This window comes from Barnesiella sp. ET7, assembly GCF_024733785.1.
Taxonomy (GTDB): Bacteria; Bacteroidota; Bacteroidia; order Bacteroidales; family Barnesiellaceae; genus Barnesiella; species Barnesiella merdigallinarum.
The window spans coordinates 56,628-69,722 of record NZ_JANRHM010000014.1; the positions used below are offsets into that span (position 1 = coordinate 56,628).

Consider the following 13,095-nt stretch of genomic DNA (forward strand, 5'->3'; position numbering starts at 1 on the left):
TGTCTTATTCAAAGATACAAGAGACGAGAGCGAAAACAAAGTTTTCGACAGGCGGCAGTGTCGAACCGACTCGTTATGAAAAGCGGGGAGCCATCGCTGGTTCCCCGCTCTTTTTTTAATTGCCGATTTTATGATTAGTGAGAGAGTGTAGCCGGGTCGGGCAGGGCCAACGTACCACCTTCGGGTGCGAATATAAACCCTTTGTTGTTCCAGGCACGCAGGTAGCCGCCGATGTTGTTGTTGATCATCAGCAGTCGGAAAGCGTGTTTGCCCTTTTGCAGGGCTACCGAGTTGCGGGTGTGCGAGTGGCGCACGAGTCGGCCGTCGTTGCTGATGACCACCCGTCCGTCGATTTGCAGTTCGTCCATCTCGGAAGAGAAGTAGTAGATACCGTCGGCCGGGACTTCGAAGTAGCCCGTGTAGCAGTAGGCCCCCTTTTCGTCGCCACTGGTCTTGAGGCTGAAATCCTTGACCACTTGAGGCTCGGTCCAGTAGGCCCCCTCCAAGTCTTTTACAAAGTAGAGGTTACCTTCGGTGCGTCGCCGTTCGATACCCGGTTGGGTAGCCTGGTCGGTTGCCGGCATGAGCGGCTCGCGAACCACCTCGAGGGTACGGGTCGTACTCAATTTCCCCGAGGGGAGCAGCGTAGCGATTTTCAAGGTCGTGTTGCGGTCGAAGGTCAACGGATTCTCATATCGGGTCGACCCGGCCTGCGGTTCGCTGCCATCGGTAGTATAGACCATGGGGTAGTTGCGGCTGTTGTGGAAGGTCAGTGTCGTCTGGTCGGTAAAGGCGATGCGGTTGGCCATGGGCCCTTCGGGCAGGGGAATGTGGTAGTTGATGTGGTGCATGTCGAGCCGTACCAGTTGCGAGTCGAGGCGACGGGCAAACGAGTTATAGTCCTTTTTCTCTTTGGGAGTCCAGTCGAGTTCGGCCAGAGCGAGCATGCGCGGGTAGAGCAGATACTCGGTATAGTCGGGCGTGACGGCATATTCGGTCCACATGTTGCACTGGGCGCCCAGTACATGGTGGCGCAGGTTCTCGGGAATCTTTTCGGACGAGGGGTCGTAGTTGTAGATTTTGTCGAGCATGATGGCAAACTTGATGGCGATGGGCTCGGCCTCGACGGCTCCTTGACCGGCATCGACATAGAGCCACGGCGAGGGGGTCATAATCACGTCGTGTCCCATCGAAGCGGCTGCGATACCGCCCTCTTCGCCCCGCCACGACATGACGGTAGCCGAGGGGGCCAGTCCGCCTTCGAGTATCTCGTCCCAGCCAATCATGGCCTTGCCGTGTTCGAGAATGATTTTCTCGATGCGGTGGATAAAGTAGCTTTGCAGTTCGTGTTCGTCTTTCAGATTTTCATCTTGGATACGTTTCTGGCATTTGGGGCAGGCTTCCCATCTCTTTTTGGGGCATTCGTCGCCACCGATGTGTACATATTTGCCCGGGAAGAGGGGAATCACCTCGTCGAGAATGTTTTCGAGAAATTCGAAAGTCTTGTCGTTGCCGGCACAATAGACGTTGTCTTCCACGCCCCACTTGTTGCGCAGCTCAAACGGGCCGCCGGTACAGGAGTATTCGGGGTAGGCGGTGAGGGCGGCCAGGGCGTGACCCGGCAACTCAATCTCGGGGATGACGGTGATGAAGCGGTCGGCCGCATAGGCGACTACCTCTTTAATCTGCTCTTGCGTATAAAATCCCCGGTGTATGGAGCCGTCGGCATTGTGGCGTACCGAACCTACCTCGGTGAGGCGGGGGTATCTCTTTACTTCGATGGTCCAGAGGTGGTCGTCGGTGAGGTGCCAGTGGAAATAGTTCATCTTGAACATGGCCATGATGTCGAGCTGTTTCTTGACGAATTCCACGTCGTGGAAGTGACGGCACACGTCGAGCATCATGCCGCGGTAGCCGTAGGCCGGTTCGTCACCGATTTCGACACAGGGCATTGTCCAGTCGATACCGTCGACAGGTTGCTCGCTCTCGATTTGGGGAGGGAGCAGCTGCATGACCGACTGCATGCCGTAGAAGAGACCTTGCGGTGTGCGGGCCTTGACCTGTACCCGCTTGGGGGTGACGCTCAACCGGTAGCCTTCGTCGCCCAGTTTCAGCGAGCGGTCTATCTGCAGCGAGATGCAGTTGTGGTTGCCGCTGTTTTTGATAGCCAGGTCGTAGCCGGTGGCTCGATTGATTTTGGCCTGAAAGTAGGCGGCCACCTTTTGCAGGTCGGCCCGTTGGGTACGGCCGACGACCAGCGACGTTTGAGGCGTGAGGGCGAAAGTGCCGCTTTTCACGGTCATCTCTTGAGGGGCAGGAGTGATATTCAGCGGGGTGTCTTGCGCCGCATATCCCGCAAACAGGGATATGCAGCACCACAGACAAGCGATTATGATTTTCTTCATATCTGTTTTTATCGTGTTGGATGTGTGGGTAAACAGGGGTTAATCCTCTCCGTAGTTGACGGTCATGTTGATGACGTTGCGGTTGTTCACTTCGATTTCGGCAGTGCGGTAGCCCGATTTCTTGAAGACCAGGAACTCGTGGTTGCCGGTCGTTACCTGGAATCTGCCGCGTTCATCGGTTTTGGCCAGGGTTTTCCCCGTGCTCTTCTCGATAACCTGCATGCCGGGTACGAGGGTAGCCTGTATGTCGCGTACCTCGCCTTTTACCTGCATTTGCCGCGAGCTTTTCGGGGTATAGGCTACTACGACTTCATCGTCGCCGATGGTCGAAGGTTCGCCTACCACGACACTCTTCGTCAGGATAATGTTGTCGGACGACTGTCCGGCCTCGATGATAAATTCGCCGGGCTCGACAAAGCGGTGGTTCTGTTCATCGACCAGATAGAGGTCGGCTACGGGAACCTGCAAATGTACGGTGCGGCTTTCGCCCGGCTTCAGCTCGATTTTCAGGAAGTCGCGCAATTGTCTTATCGGGGTTACATAGGTGCTCACCTTGTCGCGCACGTAGAGTTGTACCACCTCTTTTCCGGTGCGTTTGCCGGTATTCTTCACCTCGACGGTAGCCTTGATGGTGTCGGTCAAGCCATATTTATCGCGGTCGGTCGTGAGATTCTTGTAGACAAACGACGTGTAGGAGAGACCGTATCCGAAGGAGTAGAGCGCCGTGGGCGAGGAGAATACATAGTCGCGGCCCGGAGCGTCGTAACTGCCCGGATTGTGGTAGAAGCCTCGGTCGGAGGGGAGGTAGTTGTAGTAGACGGGCAGATGGCCGGTGCTTCGGGGGAAGGAGAAGGTAAGGCGTCCCGAGGGATTTACCCGGCCGAACAGAATGTCGGCGATGGAGTTTCCGGCCTGTTCACCGGCATACCACTGCACGAGTATGGCGGGGAGGTTGTTCTTCTCCCACTCGATGGCAAACGGTTTGCCCGTTACCAGTACGAGAATGACGGGGGTACCCGTGTCGTATACCGCACGGATGAGTTGGGTCTGGGCTCCGGTGAGGTTCAGATCGTTGAGGTCGAAGCCCTCGCCGCAGGTCGAATTTTTGTAACCGTCGCGTACGAAAGCCGCACTGGTGCTGCCGCCGAAGATGACGGCGACCTCGCTTTGACGGGCAGCTTCTACGGCTTCGGCAATGCCCGATGTATCGAGCGAAGCCAGGCTACATCCTTTGGCGTAGCGCACGGTGGTGTTTTTGCCTACCCGGCTTTTGATACCTTGCAGCGGAGTGATGCCGTCTTTGTTGTTGCGGCTCCAGGTGTAATCGCCAAACTGTATCTGGTCGGCATTGGGGCCGATGACGGCAATCGACTTCAGGCGTTTGGGGTCGAGGGGCAGCAGGTTGTTTTCGTTTTTCAGCAATACGGTCGATTCGTCGGCGATGGCCTTCGACAGCCTTACGCTCTCGGGAGTGTGGCGTTTGTTCTGTTCGTATCGGTTGCCGTAGGGGTCGTCAAACAGGCCCGAGGCAAACTTGGCATACAAGACCCGGCGTACAGCCGTGTCGATGACCGATTCGTCGATGACCCCTTTTTCGACAAGACTTTTCAAGAAGGGGTAGCAGTTGCTCGAGGCTTCGACATCGAGTCCGGCGGTAATGGCCTGGATAGCGGCTTCGGACGAGTTGCGGGCCGTGCGGTGCATGCTTTTGAGCATTTCGATGGCACCCCAGTCGGAGTAGACATACCCTTTGAATCCCCATTGATTGCGCAGAATTTCGGTGAGCATATAGTGCGAAGCCGAATTGGGCACGTGGTTCCACGAGTTGTAGCTCGACATTACGGCCAGTATCCCCGTGTTCTTTACCACCATTTCGAAAGGCTTGAGATAAATCTCGTGCAGGTCTCTCAGTCCGCATTCCACCGACGCCAGATTCAGACCGCTCAGCGGGTTGCCGTGAGGCCCGTAGTGTTTGAGCATGGGCGATATGCCGCTTTCGAGGTATCCGTCCACCTCTTCGATAGCGAATAGGCCGCACAGGTAGGGGTCCTCGCCATACGACTCTTCTACCCGGCCCCATCGCAAGTCGCGCACGGCATCGATACAGGGAGCCAGCACTTGTTTGAATCCCATGCTGTGAAGGTCGTTTGCGATGTGATGAGCCTTTTCACGAGCCAGTTGTGGTGTGAACGTGCTGCCGAGTGCGATGTTCTGGGGATAGACGGTGTTGCCGTCGTGTACCACGCCATGCAGCGATTCGGCTACGGTGAAGACGGGAATACCCAGACGGGTCTCCTCGACCATGTACTTCTGTATGGGGCGCATGTATCGGGCACAGTTGTCGCCGGTAAGGGGGAATCCTTCGACAAAGCCCCAGGCGATGTCGCCTGCTTTGTTTGAGAGTTTTTGAGGATCAAACTCCTGTCCGTTGAAAATGTCGGACGAGTGAATGTGCCGTATTTGGGCAATTTTCTCGTCAATAGTCATGCGGCCCAGCAGATCCTCCACCCGCTCTTCGATAGGGAGATCGGGGTTTTTGTAAGGAGGAATCTGTTTCTGGACTGCCTGTGAATAAGTCGCGCTTGAAGCAAGCAGCAACGAGCATATAAGCACTTTGTGTAACATAATGTGTGTTCTATGGTGTTAATGATTATTTGTTTATAAAGTAGACGAATAAGGGGGTTGATGTCTCATCGGGTATCTTGCAATTTTAAATATTTTTATAAGTTTGACGTATCTCTCCAATGTATTGCTTGTAGAGCTCCTCGATGATGGCAATGGAATCGCCCGAGGGGCCTTCGTCGTATGTCTTGTCGCTGGTTACCCACGCCTTTTCCAGACCGAAGTAGTCGGGCTCCCGGGCAGGCTCCCCTTTCAGCAGAGCCAGCTTGTAGTTGACCCAAGCCTCCCATCGGGGCAGGTAGAGGTCGCGCATGAGGCCGCCCCACTCCTTGTGGGCATAGTCGTGCAGTTCTGAATCGTAATCGGTCCAGGTGGTAATCTGCCGTTTGGCATTGGCCACGAACCGCTTCTTTTCCTGGGGATTGGTACCGGCCTTTTCTGCTTCGCCTATCCAGGTGCCCACATAAAATTCCTTGCGGGTGGAGAGCAGCCGGTCGTCGTCGCGGATGATGTCGAGCATCCGGGCCGACAGGCGGGTGAACCGGGGGGCATCGTGGTGTTGGAAGGCAGCTACCGCCTGGCGGTGCAATGCTTTCAGGTAGTCGCTCAGCACCTGGCGGGTCAGGTCTACCAGATCGTAGCGGTAGGTGTCGCTGTTGCGGAACTTGTTGCGCGAGGCATACATCGTTTCCCAGGCGGTCACCACCTGGTCGGGGTCATAGAATATTTCGGCATTTCCCCAGGCCGATACGTGCTTGATGGTATCGGCGGGTCGCGCACAGATGTACGACTCTACGGGGCCGCCGGCCTCGTTGTGACATTCGTATATGGTTCGGGCCAGTATCTCCCAGGCCCGGTTGCAGGCCGAGTCGGCCTCTCCATACCGATAGTGTGTATACTCTCGCAACCAGTCGGTCACGTTCAGGCTGTCGTTGCGCCAAGCCATGTCGTAGACCATATCGTATACGACAGGAATGGTACCTATACCTTCGGGGGCTGCACCTATGCCGCACAGGTTTTTCCCCAGCGGGTGGTGTTTGGCGAATACGGGGCCCGAGGCGTAACTGCTCATCTTGCCGTGCAGCCCGGTCTTGCCGCCGAAGTTGGGCAGGGCGCACCAGATCCAGTTGTGGTACATGTGCCCTTCGGGTTTATAGAACATCGAACTGGGTATGCCTCCCCATTGAGGCCGTTCGCAGGCCATCAGGTCGAGAATGATGGCATCGCCCTGTTTCAGCCCCTCCATGAGGCTGGGCATGGGGTTGTGTTGCCAGCCTTGCAGAATCCACACGGCCTTGGGCGAGATGCGTCGCATGGCCTGCAGTATCTTTGTGGCAGCCGCTTTCACGTCGATGCCTTCGGTCTGCCCGCCTTCGTGAAAAGGGTCGCCGGCAAAGTAGAGGGCATCGCCGAAGAGTCTCTTCTGCTCGTCGTAGTAGATGTCGGCTATCGAGTCGAACAGCGGGTCGTTGGGGTCGAGGAAGGCGGGCCGCTGATAGGTGCACCACTCGCCCTGCTCGAGAATGTGTGCTTGGGGAAATTTCTCTTTCAGACTGTTGGGTACCATGCCATAGAAGCCCTGGAATACGGGTTGCATGCCCAGCTCGCGCATGCGGCGCAGCATCTTCTTTTGCAGGTCGGTCTGCCGGTCGATAAAGGCTTGCGAAACCGGTCCGCCGAACCCCTCGAGGTTGCCCATCAGCCACCAGGCTTCGTACCCGGCACCGGGAAGAAAGGCGAAGATTTCGTCGTCGGTATATCCCAGACGCTTGAGGGTATTTTGCCAGACGGCATATTGGCTGTTGACGGCCATGAGCGGCAGGTTGATGCCTTGAAGAGCCATGCGATCTATCTCCTGTTCCCACTCTTCCCAGCCCCAAAAAGCCATGGAATAGCTGTATGTGCAATAATTGAGGTAGTATCTGAAGGGCTGTGAGGCTTCGATGCGTAGGGGCGAAGCAATCCGGGGCAATGTGTCGGGTATGCCCGAGAGGTTGTTGCCGCACCAGGAGACAGACGCATGGCAGTAGTGGCGCAGATAGTGATTCAACCCCCGCGCCATGGAGACACCATTATTTCCTTGAATCTCTATTTGGTCTCCGTGTTGTTTCAGTTCGAAGTAGTCGTTTTCGGCCGGCACGAGTGTGAAGATGAAATCCTTCTCGTGACCCGGAACCAGGCGCCCGGCCAGCTGTTGGGCCGAACGTTCATAATCGGGATTTTGCCCGCAGGAGAGCAGCCCCAGAAGCAGGGCTGCCCATAGAAATATCGTGATGTGTTTTGTCATGCGTGTATGGTTTCTTATGTATCGGGGTTAAAGTCTTTCCGGTTCGGGGGCCTCTCCTGCCGAGAGTCCGTTGCCCGGCCCTTCGTTATTTGCAGATGATGTCGACGAATATGGGATAGTGGTCCGAGACATGGGCCAGGTCTACCTTCTCGCCGTCGATTTCAAGCGTCCGTACAATGTGAGTATCGACGATTTTTATCTTCTTCCGGTTCTTTTTGCTCAGCAGAATGAAATCGATGAGTCCGCCGTCGTCGGCACGGCCGGGAATGGAGCTGCCCACGGTGTCGCTGGCAATGACAAAATCACGGGCAAATACGGGGAAGGAGAACCCGCCGTTGGTCCATCGGAACGAGTCGTTCAGGTCGCCGGCCACGAATACGGGCTTGTCCATTTCACGGGCATCGTTGCAGATGATTTTGGCTCCCTGTTTGCGCTTCTCGTTGTGCAGGTCGGAGTGGGTGGCGATGAAGACAAACTTGTCGAGTTCGAGTTCTACCGCAGCCCGACCTTCATCGCCGGGCAGGTAGGCTACATAGCGGCTTTTGACCGGCAGGTTTTTCTTCACCAGTGCTCCGCAGCCTATGCTGCCGTTTTTGTCGAAGGGTTGGGCATTGCCATAGAAGTCGGCATAGTCGAGACCCGTGCTTTGGGCGATGTCGCGCAACAGATAGCGGTTGCCCCGGCCTTGCGATGCGCTGTCGAGTTCCTGCAGCGAAATGATGTCGGCATCGAGAGCCCGGATGACGCGCCCCAGATTGACGATGTTGCTGTCGTTCATTACGCCCGGGTTGCCGCCACCTTTGCCGTAGTGGGTGTTGTAGGTAAGCAGTCGTATGACCCCGGGGGCTTTGGGGTAGGTTTGCGCTTCGACCGAGCATACGCTCGTGAGCATCAAAAGAATGAAGAGAGTTAGCACCTTTTGCATAACTTTGAGAATTAAATAGTTGTGATGTGTGAATATAATCGGTGTTTATCGTACCTGTATTTTCCGGGTCGACTTGAGGCTCTTGACCAGATAGGTGCCCGGTGCCATGTTGAGGTTGCTGATGCCGGCCGGCAGGTCATACTCGGCCACGCAGACTCCGTCGGGGGTATATATGGAGAGGTGGTCGGCTGCCTGGGTTTTGACGTGAATGACCGACTTCCCTCCCCAGACTTCTATATCCGGGTCGTCGGCTGTCTGGGTGGCTATGCTGCTACCGGCCATAGCCTGTTCGATTGCGGCCTCGACGAGCGGAGCCATCACGGCATATCCGGCTTCGTTTGGGTGGACTCCGTCGCCTACCGAGTATTCCACTTTCAGAGCTTTGAAGGGGTTGACCATCGGCGTGTAGAAGTCGACGCAGGGATAGCCGTGAGCATCGGCATACTCTTTGATCCATTGGTTGAGGTCTATAATGTCTTGACGGGGATCTACATCGGGGGCCCAGCCGTAACTGTATGCAGGCAGCAGCTGGCACATGACCACTTTGATGCCGTTGGCCGTGGCGATTTCGGCCATCGACGAGAGATTGTCTTCAATCATTTCGAGGGTCGAGGGGCCCGTGTTGCCGGCAATATCGTTGGTGCCGCCCAGAATGACCACGACGCTGGGATTCAGATGCACGACATCCTGTTTGAAGCGGATAAGCATTTGCGGGGTCGTTTGTCCCGAAATACCCCGGCAGACGTATGAGCCTGCAAAAAATTCGGGGCAGGTGCTCTCCCAGCGTTCGAATATGGAGTTACCCATGAAGACTACCCGCGAAGGGTCTTCTTCTCCGGCCAGCAGGGCCTGGTTGGCCTCTTGATACCGGGCGAGTTCGGCCCAGTCCTGAGCAAAGGCCGAGAGGGTCAAGGCTTGTAGTAAAACGGAAAGTATAAGTATCTTTTTCATTGTATTATTGGTTTTTGAGTGGAACTTCTTGTAGCCATTTCAAGATGGCTTCTTCGACTTGGGGCAGACATTCGTAGTCGGGATAGAATCCGAATCCGTGACCGCCCGAAGGGAGTGTAATCAGTTGTGCGGGAATGTTCTGGGCTTGCAGTCCCTCGACATATCGCATGGCGTTCTGAATCTTCACCCCGTTGTCGTCGGCTGCATGGAAGAGCAGGGCCGGCGGAGTTTGCGGGGTGATGAGCAGTTCGGGCGAGCAGGCCCGGCACATCTCCGGAGTGGGCGATGTGCCCAGCAGGTTGTCGCGACTGCCTTCGTGCACATAGGGCTCTTCGGTCATGGTGATGACCGGGTAGAAGAGTATGGAGAAGTCGGGACGCGATTCGGCCCGTTTTTCGGGCAGGGCTACGTCGATGTCGTCGTGGTTGAATGCCGTCGATACGAATGCAGCCAGGTGTCCGCCGGCCGAGAAGCCGATGACTCCCACGTGATTGGGGTCGGACTGTATCGAGTAGTGGTTCTCCTTGAGGTAGCGGATGCCTTGTTGAGCGTCGCTAAGCGGAATCTCGGGATGCCCCGAGGGGAAGGCATAGTAGAGTACGGCGGCTACGAATCCCTGCTCTTTGAACCATTGTGCCACCAGGCTGCCTTCGTGGTAGGTGGCCACCGTCTTGTAGCTGCCTCCGGGGCAGATGAGTACGGCCGGGGCGGGTGCTGTCTGGATGTCGGGGCGGTAGACAATAATCTGGGGATTCTGGATATTGCCCAGGTTGTTGCCGTCCCAGTAGGGTTCGCCCGAGAGCCATTGGGCAAAGGGGGCACCGTCGGGCCACAGGAATATCTCTTCGGGTTCGTTGCTCTTTTGACGGTAGACGAAGGTGCCTGTGAGGGTGATGTCGCCTTCGAACCGGCACTGGTCGAAGAGCAGGGTGGGCCGACCGTTCTGATAGGACGAGGTGCTGGCCGTCCCGCCGGTCCATTTGCCCTGACGGGTGGAGCCGTCGTGCGACACGGTGATGTAAGAGGGGATAAGGTCAAGCCCTCCCCGAGGCTGTATCTTTTCTTGAAAGTAGACGGTTACATAGGTGGGTGTAGCCTCTTGAGACGCTTGTATGGCGGTTTGAAAAACCGAGCTGCCTTCTCGCACCTCGCCTATGTTGTCTTGTGTGTATGACGTCTGGTTTATCGTTATTCCTGTGGGGGTGGCAGAGGCTTCGGAATTGCTCTTTTGGCAGGCCGGTAAGGAACAAGAGATAGCCAGAAGTCCACATAGTATGGATTTCGAATAAGTCATAATGTCCGTGTTAAAGAACGTATGGCCGAACGGCTACACTACAGCTTGATGATTCGAGCTTTATGGCTTTTTCCTTGAGCCGAAGTCTCTACAATGTAAATGCCTTTTGCCAGACTCGAGAGGTCGACGGTGCGAATATCCGTGCCTTTGAGTTGCAGTTGCTTTTGTCCGGTCAGCGAATAGATGTTTACTTGTTCTACGGGGGTGTCACTCTCGATGTTCAGCCGGTCCTGTACATACGTAGGATAGAGTTTTACCTCTTGAGCGGCAGTGGTATTTTCGATAGCGCTCAATCCCGGCACTTCGATGTCGACAAATACGGGGTAGTGATCCGATATGGAGGCCAGATCGACGACAGAACCCTCTATTTTCAATTCTCTTACGATATGGGTATCGACAATCTTGATACCCGAGTCTTTGTAATCGTGGTACAGGATATAGTCGATGAGACCGTTGTTGTCGGTACGTCCCGGAATGGTATTCCCTTCGGTATCGCTGGCGATGGTATATTTGGTGAGCAGCGTGGGAAATGCGATACCGCCTTGTCCCCAACGGTGCGAGTCGTTCATGTCGCCGGCCAGGAACGACGGTTTGCGTATGTAGTCCAGTTCGTTGATAAGGGTATTGGCACTCATGATACGCAGATTGTCGTCCAGATCGAGGTGAGTGCAGAAGAAAACGAACTGGTCAAAGTCGATTCGCATGGCGCAACGCTCCTCAATCGAGCCCCCCAGCGAGATGAGTTTTACTTTGCTGATGGGCAGATTTGGGTTTATCAATACACCCGGGCCCACTTTTCCGCCATCCAATTTGCAGAGGCCTCCGAATATGGGAGTGTAGGGTTTGCCGGTATAGTCGGTAATTTGTTGCAACAGATTTCTGCGATTACGTCCATTCATGGCACTGTCCAACTCTTGCAGGGCAACCACGTCGGCATCGAGAGCCTCGATGACCAGAGCAACACGGCGGGTATTGTAGTCGTCGATTGAACCCGGATCGCCACCTCCCTTGCAGTAGTGGGTGTTGTAGGTCAGTAATCGGATTACTCCGGGAGCTTTGGGATAGGTTTGAGCATCGAGCCCGAACAGGAAACAGCAAACGAAAAAGAGAAGGACAAATTTTTTCATAATCGACAATCTGTTTTTATTTAATGACAGGCAAAATACGTAAAAATATTTTGCCTGTCATTGTGCTTAGGAGATAAAATTATTTCTTGATGAATTTAGCCGTCGTGTTACCTTCGGTCGTCGAGAGTTTTACCAGATACATACCGGGAGTGAGGTCGGCGATGTCGATGGTCTGAACGCCGGCTTCGATATTCTTCACGCAGGCACCGGCAAGCGAGTAGATTTGGGCGCCCAGAACTTCGGCACCTTCGATGGTCAGGTAATCATCGGCCGGGTTGGGACCAACTTTTACCGTAGCTTTTTGGGCGTTCTCGATACCCGAGTATTCGCTGACAACCTTTACAAATACCGTGTTGAGTGAAAGTTGAGGATAGGCCTCGTTAATCATCTCGCAGCGATACTCTTTGCCTACGTGCGACTCGTCGAAGCAGAACCAGCCTTCTACGGCGTCGGTCGGTTCGATTACATTACCGTCGAGGTCTTTCCAGGTGTAGATGGTCATGTAACCTTCGATGTCATATTCGCTAGAGAGGTCAATGTCTTCGTCAACCATAATCTCGTATTCACCATCGGCATTCATGTAACCGATAGGCATACCGCCGCGGGTGTTCCATTGCAGCTTGTAACCCGATGTGAGTCTTTCGCCGGTAATGGGGTGGTTGGGGATGGTCGAGAAGGTGTACATGTTGTCTTCGAGGTTGAGCAACCAGTCGAGGAATTCGGTCTGGCGGCAGTTGTTGCAGATGAACGAAGATTCGTCGGTGAATGCGTTGCGATAACCGGCCAACTGACGGCATTTACCGTTCGAGTCGCTCAGGTCGAGTTGTTTGAGGTTCAGGTTACGACGTACGTGCAGGTAGCAGTCCATATCTTCGTTGGTCATTTGGATTTTCACCTTTTCCATTTGTGTGCCCGAGATGTGAACCACCGTAGCCTTACAGTCCATCAACGTGAACGAACCTTTCAGGTTGGCTACACCGGCGATGGCCGGATACCATTGGTTATCTCCTTCGGTTGTAGTCCAGGTAAGACCGCTGGTCTTTCCGTTGAAGGGAGCCGATGCGTTCACGCATACACCGAATACGGTTTCGGAATATCCCGAAGAATAGGCTCTCCAGATTACACCTTCGGAGTTTTTCCAGGTGTTCATGTCGTCCCACGAGAAACCTTCGCGGTTGATGTCGATACCCAAGGCCTCGGCATTGCATTTTCCTTCAATAGCCGACGGTTGTTTGAAGAAAGCTGCGTATGCGGCTGTTTCTTCGGGATCGAAATTCCAAGTGTCTTCGCTGAAGCCGGGGAGGGCACAACAGCACATGAACGCAGCTACAAGAGCTTTTTTACCAAATTGAGTAAACTTTTTCATAAGTAAAAATTTTTGAGTTAATGATATGAATGTGTTTTTGATATTTCGGTGTGTTTTTGTGTGTTCAATAAGATGACAGATATTTGGCGGGAGAGGGTAGTCGGTAAATGTAAAAAAA

Annotated in this window: 8 protein-coding genes; all 8 read right to left on the minus strand. The window is 54.6% G+C overall.

Translation table 11 applies throughout. The features are described 5' to 3' along the window. Positions 1-134: 134 nt before the first annotated feature. The 8 genes from NW211_RS09955 to NW211_RS09990 all read right to left on the minus strand — a co-directional run bounded on the left by NW211_RS09955 (position 135) and on the right by NW211_RS09990 (position 12,977). The gene (locus tag NW211_RS09955; protein WP_258327730.1) at positions 135-2,405 is read right to left on the minus strand and encodes a family 20 glycosylhydrolase; all 2,271 of its coding nucleotides are present in this window, start codon (positions 2,403-2,405) and stop codon (positions 135-137) included. A 39-nt stretch (positions 2,406-2,444) separates the two neighbouring features. Continuing rightward, a complete protein-coding gene (locus NW211_RS09960) occupies positions 2,445-5,030 on the minus strand; it encodes a glycoside hydrolase family 3 C-terminal domain-containing protein (protein ID WP_258327731.1) in 2,586 nt (861 codons plus the stop codon). An 85-nt stretch (positions 5,031-5,115) separates the two neighbouring features. Continuing rightward, positions 5,116-7,314 carry an alpha-N-acetylglucosaminidase gene (locus tag NW211_RS09965; protein ID WP_258327732.1) on the minus strand — a complete coding sequence of 733 codons (2,199 nt, stop codon included), beginning with the start codon at positions 7,312-7,314 and terminating at the stop codon, positions 5,116-5,118. Between the two features lie 85 nt (positions 7,315-7,399). Then, on the minus strand, positions 7,400-8,239 hold the full coding sequence (locus tag NW211_RS09970) for an endonuclease/exonuclease/phosphatase family protein (RefSeq protein WP_258327733.1): 840 nt from the start codon (positions 8,237-8,239) through the stop codon (positions 7,400-7,402). A 45-nt stretch (positions 8,240-8,284) separates the two neighbouring features. Then, positions 8,285-9,190 (minus strand): SGNH/GDSL hydrolase family protein, encoded by a 906-nt coding sequence (locus tag NW211_RS09975; protein ID WP_258327734.1) that lies wholly within the window; start codon positions 9,188-9,190, stop codon positions 8,285-8,287. A gap of 4 nt (positions 9,191-9,194) precedes the next feature. Next, positions 9,195-10,484 carry an alpha/beta hydrolase gene (locus NW211_RS09980; protein WP_258327735.1) on the minus strand — a complete coding sequence of 430 codons (1,290 nt, stop codon included), beginning with the start codon at positions 10,482-10,484 and terminating at the stop codon, positions 9,195-9,197. Between the two features lie 38 nt (positions 10,485-10,522). After that, on the minus strand, positions 10,523-11,611 hold the full coding sequence (locus NW211_RS09985; protein ID WP_258327736.1) for an endonuclease/exonuclease/phosphatase family protein: 1,089 nt from the start codon (positions 11,609-11,611) through the stop codon (positions 10,523-10,525). 79 nt (positions 11,612-11,690) lie between these two features. Then, entirely contained in the window at positions 11,691-12,977 is a 1,287-nt protein-coding gene (locus NW211_RS09990) for a T9SS type A sorting domain-containing protein (RefSeq protein WP_258327737.1), read from the minus strand. Positions 12,978-13,095: the final 118 nt, after the last annotated feature.

Coding starts and splice junctions, on each gene's coding strand:
- NW211_RS09955 (WP_258327730.1), bottom strand. CDS start 2,405: ATGAAGAAAATCATAATCGCTTGTCTGTGGTGCTGCATATCCCTGTTT.
- NW211_RS09960 (WP_258327731.1), bottom strand. CDS start 5,030: ATGTTACACAAAGTGCTTATATGCTCGTTGCTGCTTGCTTCAAGCGCG.
- NW211_RS09965 (WP_258327732.1), bottom strand. CDS start 7,314: ATGACAAAACACATCACGATATTTCTATGGGCAGCCCTGCTTCTGGGG.
- NW211_RS09970 (WP_258327733.1), bottom strand. CDS start 8,239: ATGCAAAAGGTGCTAACTCTCTTCATTCTTTTGATGCTCACGAGCGTA.
- NW211_RS09975 (WP_258327734.1), bottom strand. CDS start 9,190: ATGAAAAAGATACTTATACTTTCCGTTTTACTACAAGCCTTGACCCTC.
- NW211_RS09980 (WP_258327735.1), bottom strand. CDS start 10,484: ATGACTTATTCGAAATCCATACTATGTGGACTTCTGGCTATCTCTTGT.
- NW211_RS09985 (WP_258327736.1), bottom strand. CDS start 11,611: ATGAAAAAATTTGTCCTTCTCTTTTTCGTTTGCTGTTTCCTGTTCGGG.
- NW211_RS09990 (WP_258327737.1), bottom strand. CDS start 12,977: ATGAAAAAGTTTACTCAATTTGGTAAAAAAGCTCTTGTAGCTGCGTTC.